The organism is Pseudoduganella danionis, from assembly GCF_009720775.1.
Taxonomy (GTDB): Bacteria; Pseudomonadota; Gammaproteobacteria; order Burkholderiales; family Burkholderiaceae_D; genus Rugamonas; species Rugamonas danionis.
Genome location: NZ_WNKW01000009.1, coordinates 53,621 through 75,102 on the forward strand (window position 1 = coordinate 53,621; position 21,482 = coordinate 75,102).

Here is a 21,482-nt window from a genome sequence, read left to right on the forward strand (position 1 = left end):
TGTGGGAACACCAGACTAGCACTTATCGGCCGCCCGCACACAACAATGTGGCGAAAATGCCAATGTGGTGTTTTTTAGAAACACATATAGAAACGGTTGGCCAGATCAAGCAGGAAAGATGGCTGTAGATAAGCCATGAACACCAGCGCCAGCACGGCCACGCCGGCTGCGCGCAGCAGCCAGAGGCGCAGCATCATGCCGCCTTCAGCGCGTCGCGCTGTAGCGTACGTTCATTGATAGGCAGGTTGATCAAGCCGGCCATCACTCCGAGTGCTATCGCGATGCCCCAGACGATGTCGTAGCTGCCCTGACGAGCAAACAGATAGCCGCCGAGCCAGACGCCGAGGAAGCTGCCCACCTGATGGGAAAAGAACACCACGCCAGCCAGCATGGACATGTGCTTGACGCCAAAGATGCCGGCGATGATGCCGTTCGTCAGCGGCACGGTGGACAGCCAGATCAGCCCCATGGCGGCCGAGAAGATGTAGACCGAGTAAGGCGTCAGTGGCGCCAGCAGGAACAGGCTGATGACCACGGAGCGGGTCAGATAGATGGACGACAGCAGGTAGCGCTTGGGCAGGCGGCCACCAAGCTTACCTGCATAGTAGGAGCCGATGATGTTGGTCAGCCCGATCAGCGCCAGCGCCATCACGGCCACGCCAGGGTCCATGATGCCTTTGTCTTTCAGATAGGCTGGCAGGTGGGCACCGATGAACACCACCTGAAAACCGCAGACGAAATAGCCCGTCATCAGGAACAGGAAGGAGCGATTGCCGAAGGCTTCACCGAGCGCTTCGCGCACGCTCTGCTGTGGGCCGTGGTGCTGCGCCACACCGGGTTCGCGCAGGAAGAACGCCATAGGTACCATGGCCAGCACCACCAGCCCGGCCAGCAGGAAGAAGGCATGCTGCCAGCCAGCGGCGGAAATCAGTTGCTGCTCGACGGGCATCATCATGAACTGGCCGAACGAACTGGCCGCACCGGAGATGCCGAAGGCCCAAGAACGTTTTTCGACAGGCGCAACGCGGCCGATGATGCCGCTGACAGCACCGAAGGCCGTGCAGGCCAGACCGAAGCCGATCAGCACACCGGAACCGGCCACGAACAGCGTGGCATCCTGCACCAGCGCCATCCACAGCAAGCCTGCCATATAGCTGATAGCGCCCGTGATCACCACGCGCATGGTGCCGAAACGGTCCGCTGCCATACCGGCGAACGGGCCGAACACGCCCCACATCAGATTCTGCAGTGCCAGCGCCAGCGAATAGGTCTCGCGCGTCCAGCCATTGGCCTGCGAAATCGGCTGCATCCAGAAGCCCAGACCGTGACGCACACCCATGGCCAGCGTCAGCACCACGCCAGTTGCGATTAACACAGTTTTCAGGGAAGGAGCGCGGTGATCGAGCGGCATATTAACTTTCCAGCAAGTTTAATGGCGTGGGGTCAGGTCGGGCAAAGTGTCGGTGTCAGGTCGGGCATTGGTGCGTTTCTTGAGAATTCTCAAATATCGACACATTGCCCGACCTGACACCTGCACTTTGCCCGACCTGACCCCGGTTGGTAGATTCTACCTAGTTTGCGGAATCGGCGCTGTAGACCAGCCCGATCTGGCGCCGGATCTCGTCCAGCGTGCCCATGATGGCCAGTGTTTCGTCGTGCGACATGACGGGACTTTCGATCAGGCCTGCGCGCAGGCATCGCCCCACTTCCTGCGCTTCGTGGGTATAGCCATTGCCCGTAATCGGCAATTGCACGGTGCGCTCGCTGCGGCTGCTACCATCGACCAGCACCACGCTCAGCGTGCTGGTGTTGTGGAAGCGGTCATGCAGACGCAGATAACCCTTGGTGCCGGAGATAATCAGCTCGGTGGGGCTGCGCGAACGCAGGCTGCAGGAACAGGCCGAGACGCCGCCCTGCTGGTGTTTGAGCGTGAACACGGTCTGCATATCCACGCCGCTCTCCGTCATTTCCGCCTGTGCCTGCACGGCCGTGACAGGGCCGAGGAAAAAGGCCGCCATCGACAGCGGATAGATGCCCAGATCGAGCAGCGCGCCACCGCCCAGTGCAGGATTGAACACGCGATGCTCGGGGCCGAAATTGGCGGTGAAACCGAAATCGGCACTGACATTGGCCGGCACGCCGATTTCGCCGCTGTCGATAATCCGTTTTGCTTCCACCATGGCGGGAATGAAGCGCGTCCACATGGCTTCCATCACGAACAGCTTTTTGCTGCGCGCCAGTGCGATGACTTCCTCGGCCTGACGGCGGTTCATGGTGAAGGATTTTTCCACCAGCACGGCCTTGCCGCCGTTCAGGCATATCAGGGCATTCTCGTGGTGCATGGGATGCGGTGTGGCGATATAGATCACGTCGACTTCGGGATCGTCGGCCAGCGCCTGATAGCTGCCGTGAGCACGCTCGGCGCCGAACTCCTGCGCGAACGGCGCGGCGCTCTCCATGCTGCGCGAAGCCACTGCCACCAGTTTCGCGTCCGGCGTGATCTGCAGCGCGGCAGCAAAGGCCTTGGCGATCTTGCCGGTGCCGAGTATGCCCCAGCGGATCAGAGTAGAGGTGGCGGCTTGCGTCATGCTGTGCTCTTTCTGCCGCCGCAGCGGCGCTATCGTCGATGAAAATTACTCAGGCTGGCGTTTGGGGCGGAACACGCTGGTATCACCATAGAACTCGGCATCCTGTTGCGGCCACCAGCCCGGCACACCAAGTGCCTGCATGGGCATGAAGTCCGCCGTGCTCAGGCCATGCTCGGCCAGTCCCTGCGTCACCTTGGCATCGATCCAGTGGCGCCGCCCGGTATGGTCCAGCGTGAAGAATTCATCGTCGGCCCACACCACGCGGGTATGTGCCGTGATGGCTTTGCGCGGAGCCACCAGCTTTTCCATCAGCGCGTGGCCGAACAACCAGACTTGCGCATCGGGACCGAAATGCGCGCGCATATCGACGAAAGCCGTCTGCCACTGATGCTCGCGCAAGGCCGTCACCAGCGCATGGCCGTCGGCGTTATCGCGTACCACTAGCAAAGCGGCATTCTCGTCAAAAATGGTGGCGCCATCGCGTGCAGGACCGCGCGACTTGCCCACGCCATCACGGGCAATCTGGGCTGCCTGCAAGGCATTCAGCTGTACCTTGATGCGCGGGAAAGTCAGCCACACCAGACCGTTGAAGAAGTCGTGCAAATTCTCGCGCGTGGGCACGCCACCGGTGGCGCCGATAAACGCTTCGTAGGCAGTGCCTTCGGGCAGCGCCGCCTGCGGTACGAAGTGGGTCGGCAGACCCTGATGGTTACGCAGCCCCAGCGCTGCAGCCTGCTGGTTCAGCGTCTCCATAAAATGCACATCGGCCGACAGGAAGCCAGCCGCCGTGCGGATCGAGTCATACCACGGACGCGACCAGTCGATTGCCGACTGCACGCTTTAAACCATTTTCCAGTTGATGGTTTCGCCGGCGTTGAGCGGCACCACTTGCTGGTCAGCCAGCGGCAGGGTTTGCGGCAGCGTCCACTGTTCGCGCTTGAGCGTGATGGTGCCGGTATTGCGCGGCAGACCGTAGAAGGCCGGGCCATTGAAGCTGGCGAAAGCTTCCAGCTTGTCCAGCGCGCCGGCGCGCTCGAAGGCTTCCGCATACAGTTCCATTGCATGCAGCGCGGTGTAGCAACCGGCGCAGCCGCAGGCAGCTTCCTTGGCGCCTTGTGCATGCGGTGCCGAGTCGGTGCCGAGGAAGAAGCGCTCGTCGCCGCTGGTCGCCGCCGTCACCAGCGCCAGACGGTGCTCTTCGCGTTTCAGCACGGGCAGGCAGTAGTAGTGCGGGCGAATGCCGCCTTTGAAGATATCGTTGCGGTTGTACAGCAGGTGGTGCGCGGTAATCGTCGCCGCAATCGGACCTTCCGCTTCGGCCACGTATTGGGCTGCGTGCTTGGTGGTGATGTGCTCGAACACGATGTTCAGCGCTGGAAAATCACGGCGCAGCGGACGCATCACGCGTTCGATGAACACAGCTTCGCGGTCAAACAGATCGATCTCGGGATCGGTCACTTCGCCATGCACGAGGAAAGGCATGCCCACTTCCTGCATCACTTCCAGCGTCTTGTAGCAATTGGACAGATCGGTCACGCCTGCATCCGAATTGGTAGTGGCGCCGGCCGGATACAGCTTCACGGCGTGCACGATGCCGCTATCCTGCGCGCGGCGGATTTCGTCCGGTGCCGTGTTATTGGTCAGGTACAGCGTCATCAGCGGATCGAACGACATCCCTTCCGGCAGCGCAGCCAGAATCCGGCTACGGTAAGCCTCGGCGGCTGCCGTGGTGGTGACCGGAGGTTTCAAATTTGGCATCACAATCGCGCGGCCAAACTGGCGCGCACTGTGCGGCAGCACACTGGCCAGCGTTGCGCCGTCGCGCAGATGCAAGTGCCAGTCGTCTGGACGGGTGATGGTGATGCTGTCTTGGGTAGTTTCGAGGTCGGACATGGCGGCGCTTTCTGACGATCAAAGTTCGAATAGGCAGTATTTTACCCGCTGACACACTGATCCCGGATCAATCAAGCCCTGCGCCCCTAATCGGAGTACGATTATTTTTCCGATTCGGGAGGTAAAAATGGAAAAGATCCGTTTGGCCGAACATCAGCAATTGATCCTGCCGAAAAGCATCATCGAGCTTGCTGGCCTGCAAGCTCATGACCTGCTAGAGGTAAGTTACAAAGACGGCAATATCATCCTTCGCCCTCTTAGAGCTTCACCGCTCCCGCCGCCAGCGAACGATGTGATGGCGTTTGCCGGTAGTTGTAGCGGCGCATGGGGCAACAACGCACGCGAAATCGCCCGGACGCTACAACAAGACCACACCTCATGGGAACGATAGCTGACCTGCTGGTAGCCACTCGTGGCCACAAAATCTACCTCGACACAAATATCTTCGTCTATTTTTTGGACAAGAATACGCAATTCTTTGACGCCGCGGCGGCGCTCATGCATTCGCTCGCGTCACGCCACGCCCACGCCTATACCGGCCAGATTGCTGTAGCCGAAACGATGGTAGGACCATACCGCAGTGGGAATCCCCGCCTGATAGCCAGCGCCCTGGCCTTCTTCGCACAAAAACATGTCCTGACCGTGGTACGTCATGGTGACGGGGCCTACCAGCATGCAGCCCAATGCAGAGCGCAGACCGGCGTCAAGCTAATTGATGCGCTGCACATCGCGACGGCACTGCAAGCCCAGTGTCGCTACTTGATCACCAACGACAAAGCTATGCGCACCAGCGGACAATTGCAGATTTTGCAATTGAGTGACTACTGCTAACGCTGACTAGTGAATAATCCGCGTCAGAAACTCGCGCGCACGTTCGGAGCGCGGGGCGGCGAAAAAGGCTTCCTTGCTGCTGTCTTCCACGATCCGGCCCTGGTCCATGAACAGCACCCGATTGGCCACGCGCCGCGCAAAGCCCATTTCGTGCGTCACCACCATCATGGTCATGCCGTCCTGCGCCAGCCCCACCATCACGTCCAGCACTTCGTTGATCATTTCCGGATCGAGCGCCGAGGTGGGTTCATCGAACAGCATGGCGATGGGGTCCATGGCCAGCGCCCGGGCGATCGCCACGCGCTGCTGCTGGCCACCCGAGAGTTGGCTGGGGAATTTGTCTTGCTGGCCCAGCAGCCCTACCCGCTCCAGATAATGCAGCCCGCGCGCCACGGCTTCCTCGCGGCTACGCCCCAGCACCTTGATCTGCCCCAGCGTCAGGTTGTCGCGCACGGACAGGTGGGGGAACAGCTCGAAATTCTGGAATACCATGCCGATCCGTGCCCGTAGCGCCGACAGATCGGTAGCCTTGTCATTAACCTTGACGCCATCCACGCGGATTTCCCCCTGCTGCACGGGTTCCAGCCCGTTCACCGTCTTGATCAGGGTAGATTTGCCCGAGCCGGACGGCCCGCAGATCACCATTACATCACCCTTTGCTACCCGTGCCGAGCAATCCGTGAGCACCTGAAACTGGCCATACCACTTGCTGACGTTGTTAATTTCGATCATATTTGAGCTGCTTAAAAAAACCGCACCAGCGGCTGTGGATGCGGCGCTGCAAGCGCTTGACAGCACTCCGGCCCACAAGGATACTGCCAAACTTGCCAATAGTTTCATCAGCCGGACCATAAAATACCAGCTGCAGCCCGCGCCAGAACCTCTATGCGGCGGCCACCCCGCCCTCTGCGCAGGCACAGAGAGACACTACCACAGGGAACACACAACATGCAGAAACAAAGCCGATTGACCACTTACATCCTCGTGGGCCTAGCGCTCGGCATCTTCGCCGGCTACCTCGCCAACGTCAACATGGCCAAACCGGTGGAGTTTGCCGATTACATGGCGCTGATCACCACCCTGTTCCTGCGCCTGATTAAGATGATTATCGCGCCGCTGGTGTTCTCCACGCTGGTGTGCGGCATCGCCAAAATGGGTGATGCCTCGGAAGTGGGCCGCATCGGCCTGAAAACGCTGGGCTGGTTCTTCGTCGCTTCGGTGATGTCGCTGAGCCTCGGTCTGGTGCTGGTGAATATCTTCCGTCCCGGTGACGCGCTGCTGGGCCACATGGCCGCTACCACCGGCAAGGTGGATCTGGTGACCTCGGGCCTGACGCTGAAAGAATTCGTCACCCACCTCGTGCCATCGTCCATCGTTGACGGCATGGCCAAGAACGAAATCCTGCAGATCGTGATCTTCTCGCTGTTCTTCGGTTCCGCTGCGGCAGCCGTGGGCGACAAGGCCAAGGTCATGATCGACGCGCTCGACGGCGTGGCCCACGTCATGCTGAAAGTCACCGGCTATGTGATGCAGTTCGCACCGATCGCCGTATTCGCCGCCGTATCGGGCGTGATCGCCAAAAACGGTCTGGGCGTGCTGTCCACCTATGGCGTATTCATGGCCGAGTTCTACTTCGGTATCGCCATGCTGTGGCTGCTGCTGATTATCGTCGGCTTCCTGTTCCTGAAAGGCCGCATCTTCTCGCTGCTGCGCGAACTACGCAGCCCTACCCTGCTGGCCTTCTCCACCGCTTCGAGCGAAGCGGCCTATCCGAAAACGCTGGAAGGTCTGGAGCGCTTCGGTGTGCGTAACCGTCTGGCCGCGTTCGTGCTGCCTATCGGCTACTCGTTCAACCTCGATGGCTCGATGATGTACTGCACCTTCGCCACCGTGTTCATCGCCCAGGCCTACGGCATCGAAATGTCGCTGGGCCAGCAGATGACCATGATGATGGTGCTGATGCTGACCTCCAAAGGCATGGCCGGTGTGCCACGCGCTTCGCTGGTGGTGATCGCTGCCACGCTGGGCCAGTTCAACATTCCGGAAGCCGGCATGCTGCTGCTGCTTGGTATCGACCACTTCCTTGACATGGCCCGTTCCGCCACCAACGTAATCGGTAACGGCGTAGCCACCGCTGTCGTGGCCAAGTGGGAAGGCGAGCTGGCGGCGCCGGGCGAAACCGATATGGTCCGCGCACGCTAAGACACTGCCCTCCGCACAAAACAAAGGCCGCTAATGCGGCCTTTGTTGTTTCCGGCGTCAGCCCTCGCGCTTAGGGCTGGCCAGCGTAAGTACGCACCAGTTCATGCAAGAAGGCGCGGCCTTCCATCAGCGACTGTACGCCGATGTATTCGTTGAGGCCATGGATATTGCCCAGATCCGGCGTGAGGAATATCCCGCTGATGCCATAGGTAGGAATACCGGCTGCATTGAGGAACTGGCCGTCCGTCGCGCCCGATTGCAGGATAGGCAGCACGGGCACATTGGGCCACATTTTCGCCGTCAGCTTTTCTACCGGCTCCATGATGGCACGGGTCAGTTCCGGCGGCGCCGAGTTCTCGCCACGGATTTCCAGCGTCTCCACTTTCACGGCCGGATCGTTGATGGCCTTGACCAGCGCGAGACGTACTTCCTCCTGCGATACACCGGGGAAGATACGGCAGTTGACGTTGGCGCGTGCGCGCTGCGGCAGAGCATTGGTGGCATGGCCCGCATCGAGCATGGTCGCCACGCAGGTGGTGTGCAGCATGGTGGCCCAGCTGATATCGCGGCTATCAAGCAGCGCTACCGACTTGGCATCTTTCGGATTCTTCTCCACCGCCAGCATGGCCTTGGCCACATCCGGATGGCCTTCAGCGGCCTGTATCTTGGCCATGCCTTTCAGGTAACCACGGCTGCCATCCGTGAGCTGGTTAGGGAAGCTGAAGGTCTCGATTTTTTTCAGTGCACCGGCCAGCTGGTAGATGGCATTGATCTTCTGCGGACGCGAGCTGTGGCCACCACGGTTGGTCACTTCGAGGCGGTAGTTCTGCGCCACTTTTTCGCCCGCCTGCACCGTCATTGATACACGGCGGCCGGCGGCATTGAGTTCACCGCCAGCGCCTTCATTCAGCGCAAAGCCTGCATCGATTAGTTCGCGGCGGTTCTTGGTCAGCCATTCGGCACCGTTGAAAGCGCCAGCCGTCTCTTCGCCGCAGGTCAGCGCCATCTTCAGCGTATGACGCGGCACATAGCCTTCCGACTTGAAGCGCACCAGCGTATCGGCCCAGATGGCCGCCTGCGCCTTGTCATCCACCACGCCACGGGCGAAGAACTTGCCGTCTTCCTCGATCAGCGTGAACGGATCACGGGTCCAGTCTTCGCGCTTGGCTTCCACCACATCGATGTGCGCCAGCAGCAGGATGGCCTTGGCTTTCGGGTCACTTCCCGGCAGCACGGCCACCAGACCGCCTTCCTTCGGATGCGCCGGATCGGCAAACAGATGCAGGTCCGCTTCCGGGAAGCCGGCCGTTTTCAGACGTGCAGCGATGCGCTCGGCCGCCAGCGTGCAGCTACCGGACGACAGCGTGGTATTGGTTTCTACCAGCTCTTTGTACAGCGCGCGGAATTGCTGCTCACTCGGATCGGAACTGGCATATGCGCTCTGCACGCAGGCCATCAGCAGACTGGCTGCTCCCAGCATCGAAAGGGACTTCATCGGAGACTTCATCTTGGCTTCCTTATTTTAATGAAACTGCTTGTTCCAGATCGCTGGCTGGCGATGCGGGGTTTTCTTCGGCCGACGCCTGCTGGCGTTGCCACATCTGCGCATACAGGCCGTTCGCGGCGAGCAGGCTCTGATGGGTGCCACGCTCGACGATGCGGCCATGATCGAGTACCAGTATCTGCTCGGCGTCTGCCACGGTGGACAGACGGTGGGCGATGACCATGGTGGTGCGGTTGCGCGCGATTTCCTTGAGCTGCTGCTGGATCGCCTGCTCGGCCTTGGAGTCCAGCGCCGAAGTGGCTTCATCGAAAATCAGGATGGCCGGATTCTTCAGCAGGGTGCGGGCGATCGCCACGCGCTGCTTCTCGCCACCGGATAGCTTCAGCCCGCGCTCGCCCACCATGGTGGCATAGCCATCGGGCAGGCTCTCGACGAAATCGTGTATGGACGCCGCACGCGCTGCCGCCACGATCTGCTCGTGCGTGGCACCCGGCTTGCCGTAGGCGATGTTGTATTCGATGGTGTCATTGAACAGCACAGTATCCTGCGGCACGATGCCGATGGCGTGGCGCAGCGAGTCCTGCGTGATGGCACGCAGATCCTGCCCATCGATGGTGATGCTGCCCTGATTGACTTCATAGAAGCGGAACAGCAATCGTGACAACGTCGACTTGCCCGAACCGCTATGTCCCACCACGGCCGTGGTGGTACCAGCGGCAATCGTAAAGTCCACCCCGAACAGGATCTGGCGTTTCGGGTCGTAGCTGAACTCCACGTGATTGAAGCGCACTTCGGCACCGTGGGTCTGCAGCGGTTTGGCATCGGGCGCATCGGCCACTTCGCGGTTCTGATCCAGCAGCGAGAACAGCTTCTCCATATCGGCCAGGCTTTGCTTGATCTCGCGGTAGATCACGCCGAGGAAGTTGAGCGGAATGTACAACTGGATCATGAAGGCATTCACCAGCACCAGATCACCGAGCGTCATCTTGCCGTCGATGACGCCCTGCGTGGCGCGCCACAGGATCAGCGTCACCGCCGTAGCGATGATCAGCGACTGGCCCGTATTCAGCAGCGACAGCGAAGTCTGCGATTTCACCGCCGCCGATTCGTAGCGCTGCAGCCCTTCGTCATAGCGCTTGGCCTCGTAGTCCTCGTTACCGAAGTATTTCACCGTCTCGTAATTGAGCAGCGAATCGATCGCCTTGGTATTCGCCTTGGAATCGAGGTCGTTCATGGCGCGGCGGAAGTGGGTGCGCCAGTCGGTGATAAAGATGGTAAACGATATATACGTGACCAGTGCCACCACCGTAATCACGGTGAACCAGATGTCGTAATGGGTGACGAGGTAGCCCAGTACCAGCGCGATCTCCACCAGTGTGGGCAGAATATTAAACAGCGTGTAGGAAATCAGCGAACCCACGGCGCGCGTGCCACGTTCGATATCGCGCGTCATGCCGCCCGTCTGACGGTTCAGGTGGAAGCGCAGCGACAGCGCATGCAGATGGCGGAACACCTTGAGCGCAATGGTGCGCACGGCACGCTGCGTCACGCGCGCAAACAGAAACTCGCGCAACTCGGTGAACAAGGTAGTTGATACGCGCAGCACGCCATATGCCACCAGTGCGCCCAACGGCAGCACCAGCAGCGCTTGCGGGTGGCTGGGCGAAATGGTCATCTGGTCGATCAGGCTCTTCATCACCACCGGCACGCCCACGTTGGCCAGCTTGGCGCCCACTAGACAGCCTAGCGCCAGCAGCACGCGCCATTTGTACACCCACAGATAGGGCAGCAGAGTCTTGATGGTAGCCATATCGCTACGGGTAGCGGCAGTCTGGCTGGCGGGAGCTGGCGAGGAATTAGAATAGCGGCGCATGGCGAAGGTCGGCGTTTTATGGTTCAATCCCGTTAATTGTAGCCCTTCAAGAGATTTCACGATGACCACCCCTGAAAATACCCCAGCCGTTGCCGTTCAAACCATCAACCGCGGTCTGCCCGCCGGTAAGATGCCGGAACTGCGCATGATGCCCGCGCCCTCCGATGCCAACGTGTATGGCGACGTATTCGGCGGCTGGATCATGGCGCAGGTCGACATTGCCGGCTCGCTGCCTGCTACCCGTCGCGCCAATGGCCGCGTTGCTACGATTTCGGTGAACTCCTTTGTTTTCAAAAATCCCGTATTCGTGGGCGATCTGCTGTCCTTCTACGCCGACATCGTCCGCGTGGGCAACACCTCGATCACCGTCAACGTCGAGGTGTACGCCGAGCGCAACCGCCTGCAGGCCGACACCGTCAAAGTAACGGAAGCCACCCTGACCTATGTGGCCACGGACTCGGACCGCAAGCCGCGCAAAGTGCCGCCTATCGAAACCCTGCTGCACCCATAACAGCCATTTCAACGCGCCCTGCACCAGCATGGACAGTCCGCGCCGCCAGTTTCTGCTGACCGGCGCCCGTCTGGGTGCGCTGGCGGCATCCAGCCTGACAGGCAATGCAAGTGCCATGCCTGCCAGCGCCAGCAACTACCCATTCAGTCTCGGCGTGGCCTCCGGTTCGCCGCTGCCGAATGCGGTGGTGATCTGGACCCGCATTCTGCACGATCCTTTCAATGCCGCCACCACGCCGCCACTGGTGTATGTAGTACGCTGGCAGATGGCGGAAGACGAGCAGTTCCGCCGTATCGTGGCCGAAGGTTCGGCCAGCGCTGCACCGGCGCTGGCGCATAGCGTCCACGTCGATGTGACAGGGCTGGCACCCGAGCGCTGGTACTGGTACCGCTTCATGCTGGGCGATGCCGTCAGTCCGGTGGGACGCACGCGCACCGCGCCAGCCGCAGGCAGCATGCCCGCCCAGCTCAAGCTGGCCGTGGCCTCCTGCCAGCACTGGGAATTCGGCAGCTATGCGGCGCACCGCCATATCGCGGCTGCCGCGCCCGATCTGGTGGCCTTCCTCGGCGATTACATCTACGAATGGGGGCCGTACCAGCGCCAGCATCCGGCCAGTGCCGTGCGCAGCAACGAGAGCTTCACGCTGGCCGAATATCGCGCGCGCTACGCCCAATACAAAAGCGACGCCGACCTGCAGGCTGCCCATCTGGTCGCACCATGGATAGTCACATGGGATGACCATGAGGTAGCCAACGACTATGCGAACGACCGCGACGAACGCCTCGCACCCGACTTCCTGGCGCGCCGTGCCGCTGCCTATCAGGCCTTCTACGAGCACATGCCGCTGCGTTTGCCGCCGGCCGACTTCGCCAATCTGCGCATGTACCAGCGCTATGACTGGGGCCAGCTAGCGCGCTTCCATGTGCTCGATGATCGCCAGTACCGCGCCTACCAGCCCTGCACGCCGGCCGGCCGTGGTGGATCCAGTTCCGTACTGGAGCGGGCCTGCACAGCCCTCAACGATCCAGCCCGTAGCATGCTGGGGCCGGAGCAGCAGCGCTGGCTCGAGCAGGGGCTGGCCAGTTCCACCGCGCGCTGGAACATACTGGCCCAACAGACGCTGATGGCGCCCAACAGCCAGCTGCCGCTACTGCATGACGATGATGGCCGCTACTGGACCGACGGCTGGGATGGTTATCCGGCCGCACGCCAGCGCCTGTTCGATGCTCTGCAAAACAGCCGCGCCAGCAATCCGCTCATTCTCGGTGGCGACGTGCACAGCTTCTTTGCGGCGGAACTCAACCGCCTGCCTACACGGCCACGCTCGCCCACCAATCCTGTGATTGCGACGGAATTCGTCGGCACCTCCGTCACCTCGTCATCGCGCCCGCAAGCCCGCACCGAGCAGTACGTCAGCATGAACCACAGCTTACGCTATGGCCGCAGCGACAAGCGCGGCTTTATGCTGCTGCACCTCACGCCGGCCGACTGCACCACCCTGTTCCTCGCGCTGGACGACGTGCATCAGGCTGACAGCGCCATCCGCACCTGCGCCAGCTTCCTCGTCCAGAATGGCCGCGCGGGCCTGATCCGTACTTAAAGCTGGGTTGCGAGTGCAGCCACCATCAGCATTTCTGGATATCCACATGCGCTTTCTGCAGGGCGTTTTCAACGAAGACATGGAACAGCCCGAAACATCGTACTCGCCCAGGGCATGGTATCGGCGACATATTGCAGGGAAGCTGCCATTGTGCCGCGCCCCGCGCGGCGCCACCGTTGCGGCGTGCTAGCCACACTTGCTTGCATGTTGAGCAGGAAAAAATTTACTCTTTGAAATTTACTTGGCATAATTCTATTTACATTGAGTAAATAATTTTATCCATTAAATAACTCCGAGAGGCACTCATGAACAAACTGTCCGCCCTGATCGCCGCATCGCTGGCCACTGTTTCCTTCTCGGCCGCCGCCGGTCCAGTGTTCAGCGCCGCTAACCTCAACGCCAGCCAGACCTTCCGGGACGCTCTGGGGCCAACCACCATGACGCTGGCCTACGATGGCAGCAGCTATTGGAGCGCTTCGGGCGGCAGTTCCGACGGCGTGCGCTACGCCAACTACGACGCCGCCGGCAATATAGTCGCCACCTATGCATCGGGCCTGGACTTCCGCTCGGTGTTCACTTCCGGCAGCACGGTGCTGGCGCGGGCCTATAATTCCGGCACGATCTACCAGCAATCTGCACCCGGCGTGTTCAGCTCCCTGCTGACCCTGACCGGCGGCACGCTGGACAGCCAGGCGGCGGTGGTCAAGGACGGCGCCAACTACATCAGCCTTCAATACGGCCAGGTATTGCAATGGGACACCAGCGGCGCCTACCTCGGAGCAGTCGCACTGAGCGGCTTCGGCACCCAGAGCGGTGAAGACTATTACCCGCAGGGACGTGGTGTCGCAGTGGTCGGCAACTACTGGCTAACCTACAACAGCGGCAACCTCAGCGCGTGGGATCATGCCGGCAACCGCGTCGATGAGACCGCCCTGGTCGGCGCCGGCACCGGCTTCGACAGCAACTTCAGCCTGAGCTACGCCAACAACAAGGTCTTCGTCGTTGACAGCGCCGGCCAGACCTGGCGCGGCTACGAAGTCACGGCGGCGGTACCGGAACCGGAAACCTACGCCATGCTGCTGGCCGGCCTGGCCATGCTGGGCGTCGCCGCCCGCCGCCGCAACCAGGCCTGAGCCTTTACAGTCCCAACGCCTGCTTCTGCAGCTTGATCAGGTCGGCGATGTCGCCTTGAGCCAGGTCCAGCAGGTGGTTCATGCCGGCGCGGTCGAAAGCGACGCCTTCGACCGCGCCCTGTACTTCGATGAGATGGCCGGCCTCGTGTTGGGGCTGCATGAAAATTGCCCCCATCGGAGATGCGGACGTTTTCTTCGACTGGTTCACTTCGTTAACCCCAAGCTCTCGCGGTACCCGATCGGGCTCAGATAGCCAGCCTGGCGACCATGGTCGAAGCAGTCGATCATGGTCGCCAGGTAAATGGCTGCGCGTGACCATCTCATCTGCCTTGACCTCCGTGTCATAGAAAGAAAAATCACAAGTCATTGTCGATAGTTCGCAAACTCTGACGGAGATCTTTCGATTTAGCTGCGCATCCGCGGCGCAGACAAAAAAAATCGCCTGACGAAGCAGGCGATTTCTGTGAAGTAGCATTGCAGCTTATGCCGCGGCTTTTTCGTCGCGCAGTTGGCGACGCAGGATTTTGCCCACGTTGGTCTTAGGCAGTTCATCGCGGAACTCGATGTACTTGGGCTTCTTATAGGCCGTCAGTTCATGCTTGCAGAAGTCGAGTAGCTGGTCAGCCGTCAGGGCCGGATCCTTGCGCACCACGAACAGTTTCACGGCTTCGCCCGAGTGCTTGTCCGGCACGCCAATGCACGCCACTTCCAGCACGCCCGGATGGGAAGCGATCACGCCTTCCACTTCGTTCGGATACACATTGAAGCCGGACACGATGATCATGTCTTTTTTACGGTCGACGATGCGGGTGAAGCCACGTTCATCCATCACGCCCACGTCGCCCGTTTTGAAGAAGCCATCCGCCGTCATCGACTTGGCCGTTTCATCAGCGCGGTTCCAGTAACCAGCCATCACCTGCGGACCACGGATGGCGATTTCGCCGGCCTGACCCAGCGGCAGTTCCTTGCCGTCGTCATCGAGAATGCAGATGTCGGTCGATGGAATCGGCAAGCCGATAGTGCCAGTGAATTCCTTGATGTCGATGCGGTTGGCCGTGGCCACCGGCGAGGTTTCGGACATGCCGTAACCTTCGATGATAGGCGTCCCCGTCAGCTTCAGCCAGCGGTCGGCCACGGCCTGCTGCACGGCCATGCCGCCGCCGTTGCAGACCGAGTAGGACGAGAAGTCCAGCTTGGCGAAATCAGGATTGTTGAGCAGCGCGTTGTACAGCGTGTTCACGGCCGGGAACACGGCCACCGGATACTTGGCCAGTTCTTTCACGAAGCCCGGGATATCGCGCGGGTTAGGAATCAGCAGATTCAGGCCGCCCATGCGCGTACCCATGAAGGCACTTACGGTCAGCGAATAGATGTGATACAGCGGCAGTGCGCAGACGAACACCAGTTGCTGATTCTGCTGCTTGAACTGCAGCCAGGCTTCGTTCTGCAGCACGTTGGCAATGATGTTACGGTGCAGCAGCACCGCGCCTTTGGAGACGCCCGTGGTACCGCCCGTGTACTGCAGGAAGGCGATATCCTCGAGGCCCTGCTTGACCGGCTCCAGCTTCAGGCGTGCGCCTTCGGCCAGCACGCGCTTGAACGACACGGCCTGCGGCAGCGAATAGGCCGGCACCATCTTCTTCACTTTGCGCACCACCAGATTGACCATCGCGCCTTTGAAGGTGCCCAACATATCGCCCATGGTGGCCACGATCACCTGCTTGACCTTGGTGTGCGCGACCACCTGCTCCACCGTCGTCGCAAAGTTTTCCAGCACGATGATGGCTTCCGCACCGGAGTCCACCAGCTGGTGCTGAAGTTCGCGCGGCGTGTACAGCGGGTTGACGTTCACCACAGCATAACCGGCACGCAAAATGGCCGCCATCGCTACCGGATACTGCAGCACGTTCGGCAGCATGATGGCAACGCGCGCGCCGGCATGCAGGCCCTTGCTTTGCAGCCATGCGCCCATCTGCTGCGACAGCTTATCCAGTTCGCGGTAGGTGAGGAACTTGTCCATGCACACATACGCATTGCGGTCGGCGTATTTGCTGAATGCTTCTTCCAGCAAATGGGTCACCGAACGATACTGGTTAACGTCGATCTCGGCAGGAACGCCTTCAGGGTAGGACTTGAGCCAAATCTTTTCCATGTGTTATGCAGCTTTCTGGTTCTGGCCGGGCGCTTCATCGCGCAGCATGCGCCGCAGGATTTTCCCGACATTGGTTTTGGGTAGCTCCTCGCGGAACTCGATATATTTCGGCTTTTTATAGCCGGTAAATTGTTCTTTGCAGTAGGCCATCAGGTCTTCCTGCGTCAGATTCGGATCGCGCTTCACCACGAATACTTTCACGGCTTCGCCCGAGTGTTCATCCGGCACGCCTATGCAGGCGCATTCCAGCACGCCGGGGTGAGCGGCAATCACGGCTTCCAGTTCGTTCGGATAAACGTTGAAGCCGGACACCAGGATCATGTCCTTCTTGCGATCGACGATGCGCACGTAGCCGTTCTCGTCCATCACACCGACATCACCCGATTTGAAGTAGCCATCCGGCGTCATGACCTTGGCCGTTTCATCAGGACGGTTCCAATAGCCTGCCATCACCTGCGGACCGCGGATCGCGATTTCACCCGACTGGCCGATAGGCACAGGCTTGCCGTCGTCATCGAGGATGGCAATATCGGTCGATGGCACGGGCAGGCCGATGGTGCCCGTAAAGGCCGGGCTATCGGCACGGTTGCAGGTCGCCACAGGCGAAGTCTCAGACAGGCCATAGCCTTCGATAATCGGCACGCCAGTGACTTTCAGCCATTTGTCATTGACGGTCTTCTGCAGCGCCATCCCGCCGGCGTTGCAGATCTTCAGGCCGGAGAAGTCCAGCGCGCCGAAGCCGGGATGGTTGACCAGCGCGTTGTACAGCGTGTTCACGGCCGGCAGCATATTGAATTTGTACTTGTGCAGCTCTTTGATGAAGCCGCCGATATCGCGCGGATTCGGAATCAGAATATTCAGTGCGCCCACGCGCGTGCCCCACATGGCGCAGGCCGTCAGCGCGAAGATGTGGTACAGCGGCAGCGCGCACACGATGGAAATCTGTTCTTTCACCGAACCCAGCGCCGGTACCGACCAGGCTTCCGTCTGCAGCAAGTTGGCCACCACATTGGTGTGGGTCAGCGTGGCGCCCTTGGAGACGCCCGTGGTGCCGCCCGTGTACTGCAGGAAGGCAGGATCGCTGGCTTCCAGTGCTACCGGCGTCAGCTTCATACCGGCGCCCTGCGACAGCGCATCCTTGAAGCGCACGGCATTCGGCAGCGAATATGGCGGTACCATTTTTTTGACGTTGCGCACGACGAAATTGACCAGCATGCCTTTGAGGCCGCCCAGCATTTCGCCCATATTGGCAACGATGATGTGTTTAACGGGGGTACGGGTCAGTACCTGCTCCAGCGTGGTGGCAAAGTTCTCCAGCACGATGATGGCTTCGCTGCCGGAATCGTTGAGCTGGTGCTCGAGTTCACGCGGCGTGTACAGCGGGTTGACGTTGACCACGGTATAACCGGCACGCAGGATGGCTGCAATGGCAATCGGGTACTGCAGCACGTTAGGCATCATGATGGCCACGCGTGCGCCCTTTTTCAGGCCACGGCTTTGCAGCCATGCCCCCAGACGCTTGGAGTACAAGTCCACCTCGGCGTAGCTGAGGTATTTGTCCATGCAGACATACGCCTTGCGATCGGCAAACTTATGGAAGGACTCTTCCATCAGCTGCACCAGCGAACGGTATTGACTCGTGTCTATCTCCGTTGGCATGCCGGGCGGGTAAGACTTCAACCAGATTTTTTCCATGCTGTGCCTCGTGTCTCGTGATCGTTATAAGGGTTCCGGCGCACAGTGCCGGTACGGTGCCGGTGTGTCGTCTATGCGCACTTCCGGAGCCTACTTATGTCGATGCTATCGGGCAGCAAGCTCAGACGCAAGCGCATTTAACCACATTTGAACACCCCTTCTAACGGGTATTTTCTGCTGCATTGCAGCATCATTTTGATGGTTCTGCGCTTGAAACCGATTGCGACGCGTTGTCGGCATGCAGCATTACTGGTGGACTCAGTTGCTGTAGCCGCTGCTGACGTTGAGGCAAATCAAAAGATGCGAGATTTTGCACTGCAGCATAAAATCGAACGAACGTTCGTTCTTGCTTCAGGAGATTGCGAAAAGCAGGCAACAGTTCGTGGTAAGTTCCCACCGCGCTCAGGTGGGCGTTATTCAGTGGCTCGGCGAACCAGCGGTCGTAACCGGCATAGCCGCCCCAGCTAGTTTTCAGCAGTTGATATTCGCTTTGCAGGTGCTGGAAGATGGCTGCTTTGCGGGTCCGTTTGTGGCGCGCACTGCTCTTTTCCGCATACAGTTGCTCGAGCATGTTGCGGTGCGTTATCAGCAAGGCAAGAAATGCTTGCCGGCGCGCATTGTACTGAACATAAGCTGCCCGCATCGCCTCGTTGCCGTACAGTTCCAGCCAGCGCTCCAGCCCTGCTTCTTCCACTGCGGTGGCAAAGCTTTCGTTAAACGTACTGTCGCCGGGCACATAGGCCACCTGATGCGCGAGTTCGTGAAAAATCATGCGCGCCAGTTCGGCATCGGAATAATGGATGAAGGTAGACAGCAGCGGATCACTGAACCAGCCCAGCGTGGAATAGGCCGGCACGCCGCCTACCTGCACGTCCTTGCCCTCCTCGCGCAGACCAGCAGCAAAAGCTTGCGCATCGTCCTTGCTGTAATAGCCGCGATAGCTGACACAGCCCGCAATGGGGAAACACCAGCGCAGCGGCTCCAGCGAAAACTCCGGTGTGGCCACCACATTCCACAGCACGAAGGGGCGGCTCAGCGCAGCGTAGTTGCGGTAGCTGGCATTGTCCGGCAAGCCCAGTTCCTGCACGGCGAAACGGCGTATCAACAGGGCTTTTTCCAGCCGCGCCTTGAGCTGGGGATCAGTGGCTGGATCGCCCAGCCAGTCTTCGATAGGGCGCGCGTCAGACCACAGCGCGTACTGGCCTTGCGCAGCCTGCACGTAGTACTGCAACTGGGCGCAGCCAACCAGTCCCAGCAATAACAGCCCTAAGCGCCACCGCCCCAGCCAGAGTCTGGCGCGGGCGTAGCGGCGGGCGGGCTGCAACATACATCACCTTCAGCTGGTGGCTCTTTCGACTTCAACCAGTGTATCGTAAAACGTGGGCGCACGGCCCATGTCGGTCAGGCGCTGACTGGTCACCTCGTTGGCGTTCTTGCCGTCACGCGCCAGCTTCTTCCACCACACCGACAGGCCCACCACCAGACCCGCACGGGCTTTGTCCGTCACGCGCGCCTTGGCGATGAAACTGCCACGGTCATTGAAGATGCGCACCATGTCGCCATCGCTGATGCCGCGTGCCGCGCTATCGTCGGGATGGATGTCCAGATGCGGCTCGCCTTCGGCCGAACGCAAGCTCTTTACGTTCACAAAAGTGGAGTTGAGGAAGTTACGTGCAGGCGGAGAAATCATCGCCAGCGGATAGCGCTTGGCCAATTCCGGATTGCTGGCCACGGATTCGTAGGGCGCGATATACGCGGGCAGCGGATCGAGCCCGTCGGCCGCCATGCTGGCCGAATAGAACTCGCACTTGCCCGATGGCGTAGGGAAGCCGCCTTCGGCGAAAGGTGCATCCGGCATATTCAGTTTCTGCCAGCCCTTCTGCTTGAGCGCATCCCAGTCGAAGTGAATCGCGCGCGCATCCTGACGGTTGAAGGCCATGGCGGCCAGTTCGTCGTCGCTATCCTGGAAGCATGGATCGCTGAAGCCCATGCGTGCGGCCAGCAGACGGAACACTTCCGTGTTCGGCTTGGCTTCGCCCAACGGGGCAATGGCCGCATTATTGGCCATCATGTACAGGTGGCCGTAAGCGCTGTGCGCGTCGATGTGCTCAAGCTGGGTAGTGGCCGGCAGCACAATGTCGGCATAGTCCACCGTATCGGTCTGGAAGTGTTCCAGCACCACGGTGAACAGATCTTCACGGGCAAAGCCTGCCATCACTTTGGACGAGTCCGGTGCAATCGCCAGCGGGTTGGCGTTGTAGACGATGACGGCCTCCACGGCCGGGCCGAATTCGGCCGAGGCAGGGCGCAGCAGGTCGTCGCCTATGGTGGTCATGTTGATCGTGCGCGGCTGCTTGCTCAGCAGGTCAGGCCGCTGCAGCGCCGGCTTGTTGGTCGGGAAGCCGCCACTGGCCGATAGCTGTACGCCACCGGCAGCGTGACGCCACGCACCCACCAGTGCCGGCAGACAGGTCAGGTTGCGCACGGCCATGCCGCCGCCATGCACGCGCTGCACACCGTAATTGGTGCGGATCGCCACCGGTTCGCCGGCCTTGGCCATGCCGCCATACAGGCGCGCCAGTTCCACCACTTCGGCGACCGTGATGCCGCAAGTTTCGGCCGTGCGCTCGGGCGTCCATTCCGCCACGCGCTGTTTGAGTTGCTCGAAGCCCACCGTGTAGTTGGCGATGTAGTCGTGATCGAGCAAGTCTTCTGCAATCAGCACATGCATCAAGCCCAGCGCCAGCGCTGCATCGGTACCAGGCAGCAGCGCAATATGCTGGTGGCATTTCTCGGCCGTCAGCGAACGATAGGGATCGATCGCGATCAGCTTGGCGCCGCGCCGCTTGGCTTCCTGCGCGCGAGTCCAGAAGTGCAGATTCGATGCGATCGGATTACCGCCCCAGATCAGGATCAGCTTAGCATTCTGGAACTGCTCGAGGTCAGTGCCGATAGTCGCGCCTATGGTGTATTTATAGCCGGTAAAGCCGGCCGTCGCGCAAATCGTGCGGTCCAGCAGCGAAGCACCGAGCTGGTGGAAGAAGCGCGCCGACATCGACTCGCCCTGCACCAGCCCCATGGTGCCGCAATAGCTGTACGGCAAAATGGCTTGCGGATCACGCGCGGCAATGCTGCCCAGCCGGCTGGCGATAGTGTCCAGCGCTTCGTCCCAGCTGATGCGCTCGAACTTGCCCTCGCCCTTTTTGCCGACGCGGCGCAGCGGATACAGCAGACGCTCGTCGTGGTAGGTGCGCTCGGTGTAGCGCGACACCTTGGTGCACAGCACACCGGCCGTGGTCGGGTGGTCAGGGTCGCCTTTGACGGCGGTGGCCACGCCATCTTCCACCGTCACCAGCAGGGCGCAGGTGTCAGGGCAATCATGCGGGCAGGTGGCGCGAACAACTTGTGTGCTTGTCATGTCTTTCATCCGGATTACAGCTTCTGAAACCCGTATCGTAGCCGATTCTGGGCTTGCTGGATTTGTTTGGCTGACAAGGGCT

The 21,482-nt window shown here is 60.4% G+C and carries 18 protein-coding genes and 1 pseudogene; 6 read left to right on the forward strand and 13 right to left on the reverse strand.

The features are described from left to right. Positions 1–74: 74 nt before the first annotated feature. The 5 genes from GM655_RS23205 to pyrC all read right to left on the reverse strand — a co-directional run bounded on the left by GM655_RS23205 (position 75) and on the right by pyrC (position 4,481). Positions 75–197: a hypothetical protein gene (locus GM655_RS23205; protein ID WP_267874321.1), complete on the reverse strand. Its 123-nt coding sequence runs from the start codon at positions 195–197 to the stop codon at positions 75–77. Next, entirely contained in the window at positions 194–1,411 is a 1,218-nt protein-coding gene (locus tag GM655_RS20920; RefSeq protein WP_155436610.1) for an MFS transporter, read from the reverse strand. Before GM655_RS20920 ends, GM655_RS23205 begins: the two co-directional genes overlap by 4 nt. 160 nt (positions 1,412–1,571) lie before the next feature. Continuing rightward, entirely contained in the window at positions 1,572–2,588 is a 1,017-nt protein-coding gene (locus GM655_RS20925) for a Gfo/Idh/MocA family protein (RefSeq protein WP_155436611.1), read from the reverse strand. 45 nt (positions 2,589–2,633) lie between these two features. After that, positions 2,634–3,425 carry a DUF3025 domain-containing protein gene (locus GM655_RS20930; RefSeq protein WP_371866913.1) on the reverse strand — a complete coding sequence of 264 codons (792 nt, stop codon included), beginning with the start codon at positions 3,423–3,425 and terminating at the stop codon, positions 2,634–2,636. A 3-nt stretch (positions 3,426–3,428) separates the two neighbouring features. Continuing rightward, positions 3,429–4,481 carry a dihydroorotase gene (gene pyrC, locus GM655_RS20935; protein WP_155436612.1) on the reverse strand — a complete coding sequence of 351 codons (1,053 nt, stop codon included), beginning with the start codon at positions 4,479–4,481 and terminating at the stop codon, positions 3,429–3,431. Positions 4,482–4,608: 127 nt separating this feature from the next. Between pyrC and GM655_RS20940 the strand changes: the two genes are divergently transcribed. After that, the gene (locus tag GM655_RS20940; protein ID WP_155436613.1) at positions 4,609–4,872 is read left to right on the forward strand and encodes an AbrB/MazE/SpoVT family DNA-binding domain-containing protein; all 264 of its coding nucleotides are present in this window, start codon (positions 4,609–4,611) and stop codon (positions 4,870–4,872) included. After that, entirely contained in the window at positions 4,860–5,312 is a 453-nt protein-coding gene (locus tag GM655_RS20945) for a type II toxin-antitoxin system VapC family toxin (RefSeq protein ID WP_196308819.1), read from the forward strand. The genes GM655_RS20940 and GM655_RS20945 overlap by 13 nt, the downstream gene beginning before the upstream one ends. 6 nt (positions 5,313–5,318) lie before the next feature. Here the strand turns inward: GM655_RS20945 and GM655_RS20950 are convergent, their stop codons facing one another. After that, entirely contained in the window at positions 5,319–6,044 is a 726-nt protein-coding gene (locus GM655_RS20950; RefSeq protein ID WP_155436615.1) for an amino acid ABC transporter ATP-binding protein, read from the reverse strand. 216 nt (positions 6,045–6,260) lie between these two features. Between GM655_RS20950 and GM655_RS20955 the strand changes: the two genes are divergently transcribed. Next, positions 6,261–7,514: a dicarboxylate/amino acid:cation symporter gene (locus GM655_RS20955; protein ID WP_155436616.1), complete on the forward strand. Its 1,254-nt coding sequence runs from the start codon at positions 6,261–6,263 to the stop codon at positions 7,512–7,514. Positions 7,515–7,584: 70 nt separating this feature from the next. Here GM655_RS20955 and GM655_RS20960 read toward each other — a convergent pair whose 3' ends face one another. Both GM655_RS20960 and GM655_RS20965 read right to left on the reverse strand, forming a co-directional pair. After that, on the reverse strand, positions 7,585–9,021 hold the full coding sequence (locus GM655_RS20960; protein ID WP_229632677.1) for a M20/M25/M40 family metallo-hydrolase: 1,437 nt from the start codon (positions 9,019–9,021) through the stop codon (positions 7,585–7,587). 10 nt (positions 9,022–9,031) lie between these two features. Continuing rightward, entirely contained in the window at positions 9,032–10,891 is a 1,860-nt protein-coding gene (locus tag GM655_RS20965; RefSeq protein WP_155436618.1) for an ABCB family ABC transporter ATP-binding protein/permease, read from the reverse strand. Between the two features lie 61 nt (positions 10,892–10,952). Between GM655_RS20965 and GM655_RS20970 the strand changes: the two genes are divergently transcribed. The 3 genes from GM655_RS20970 to GM655_RS20980 all read left to right on the forward strand — a co-directional run bounded on the left by GM655_RS20970 (position 10,953) and on the right by GM655_RS20980 (position 14,135). After that, the gene (locus tag GM655_RS20970; protein WP_155436619.1) at positions 10,953–11,402 is read left to right on the forward strand and encodes an acyl-CoA thioesterase; all 450 of its coding nucleotides are present in this window, start codon (positions 10,953–10,955) and stop codon (positions 11,400–11,402) included. Positions 11,403–11,430: 28 nt separating this feature from the next. Next, on the forward strand, positions 11,431–13,002 hold the full coding sequence (locus GM655_RS20975; protein WP_155436620.1) for an alkaline phosphatase D family protein: 1,572 nt from the start codon (positions 11,431–11,433) through the stop codon (positions 13,000–13,002). A 305-nt stretch (positions 13,003–13,307) separates the two neighbouring features. After that, positions 13,308–14,135, forward strand: a complete 828-nt coding sequence (locus GM655_RS20980; protein WP_229632678.1) for a PEP-CTERM sorting domain-containing protein — start codon at positions 13,308–13,310, stop codon at positions 14,133–14,135. 4 nt (positions 14,136–14,139) lie between these two features. Here the strand turns inward: GM655_RS20980 and rph are convergent. The 5 genes and pseudogenes from rph to GM655_RS21005 form a co-directional block, all read right to left on the reverse strand. Next, positions 14,140–14,280, reverse strand: a pseudogene (gene rph / locus GM655_RS20985) (ribonuclease PH); the annotation flags it as partial. Between the two features lie 336 nt (positions 14,281–14,616). Then, positions 14,617–16,287, reverse strand: coding sequence for a long-chain-fatty-acid--CoA ligase (locus GM655_RS20990; RefSeq protein ID WP_155436621.1), 1,671 nt, complete (start codon positions 16,285–16,287; stop codon positions 14,617–14,619). Between the two features lie 3 nt (positions 16,288–16,290). Next, complete coding sequence (locus GM655_RS20995; RefSeq protein ID WP_155436622.1) at positions 16,291–17,982, reverse strand: long-chain-fatty-acid--CoA ligase; 1,692 nt, start codon at positions 17,980–17,982, stop codon at positions 16,291–16,293. A 190-nt stretch (positions 17,983–18,172) separates the two neighbouring features. Then, the gene (locus GM655_RS21000) at positions 18,173–19,309 is read right to left on the reverse strand and encodes an aminopeptidase (RefSeq protein WP_155436623.1); all 1,137 of its coding nucleotides are present in this window, start codon (positions 19,307–19,309) and stop codon (positions 18,173–18,175) included. A gap of 9 nt (positions 19,310–19,318) precedes the next feature. After that, positions 19,319–21,400, reverse strand: a complete 2,082-nt coding sequence (locus GM655_RS21005; RefSeq protein WP_155436624.1) for a molybdopterin-containing oxidoreductase family protein — start codon at positions 21,398–21,400, stop codon at positions 19,319–19,321. Positions 21,401–21,482 lie beyond the last annotated feature (82 nt).

Coding starts and splice junctions, on each gene's coding strand:
- pyrC (WP_155436612.1), bottom strand. CDS start 4,481: ATGTCCGACCTCGAAACTACCCAAGACAGCATCACCATCACCCGTCCA.
- GM655_RS20980 (WP_229632678.1), top strand. CDS start 13,308: ATGAACAAACTGTCCGCCCTGATCGCCGCATCGCTGGCCACTGTTTCC.
- GM655_RS20940 (WP_155436613.1), top strand. CDS start 4,609: ATGGAAAAGATCCGTTTGGCCGAACATCAGCAATTGATCCTGCCGAAA.
- GM655_RS20925 (WP_155436611.1), bottom strand. CDS start 2,588: ATGACGCAAGCCGCCACCTCTACTCTGATCCGCTGGGGCATACTCGGC.
- GM655_RS20945 (WP_196308819.1), top strand. CDS start 4,860: ATGGGAACGATAGCTGACCTGCTGGTAGCCACTCGTGGCCACAAAATC.
- GM655_RS20950 (WP_155436615.1), bottom strand. CDS start 6,044: ATGATCGAAATTAACAACGTCAGCAAGTGGTATGGCCAGTTTCAGGTG.
- GM655_RS23205 (WP_267874321.1), bottom strand. CDS start 197: ATGATGCTGCGCCTCTGGCTGCTGCGCGCAGCCGGCGTGGCCGTGCTG.
- GM655_RS21000 (WP_155436623.1), bottom strand. CDS start 19,309: ATGTTGCAGCCCGCCCGCCGCTACGCCCGCGCCAGACTCTGGCTGGGG.
- GM655_RS20990 (WP_155436621.1), bottom strand. CDS start 16,287: ATGGAAAAGATTTGGCTCAAGTCCTACCCTGAAGGCGTTCCTGCCGAG.
- GM655_RS20975 (WP_155436620.1), top strand. CDS start 11,431: ATGGACAGTCCGCGCCGCCAGTTTCTGCTGACCGGCGCCCGTCTGGGT.
- GM655_RS20970 (WP_155436619.1), top strand. CDS start 10,953: ATGACCACCCCTGAAAATACCCCAGCCGTTGCCGTTCAAACCATCAAC.
- GM655_RS20955 (WP_155436616.1), top strand. CDS start 6,261: ATGCAGAAACAAAGCCGATTGACCACTTACATCCTCGTGGGCCTAGCG.
- GM655_RS20920 (WP_155436610.1), bottom strand. CDS start 1,411: ATGCCGCTCGATCACCGCGCTCCTTCCCTGAAAACTGTGTTAATCGCA.
- GM655_RS20965 (WP_155436618.1), bottom strand. CDS start 10,891: ATGCGCCGCTATTCTAATTCCTCGCCAGCTCCCGCCAGCCAGACTGCC.
- GM655_RS20995 (WP_155436622.1), bottom strand. CDS start 17,982: ATGGAAAAAATCTGGTTGAAGTCTTACCCGCCCGGCATGCCAACGGAG.
- GM655_RS21005 (WP_155436624.1), bottom strand. CDS start 21,400: ATGACAAGCACACAAGTTGTTCGCGCCACCTGCCCGCATGATTGCCCT.
- GM655_RS20960 (WP_229632677.1), bottom strand. CDS start 9,021: ATGAAGTCTCCGATGAAGTCCCTTTCGATGCTGGGAGCAGCCAGTCTG.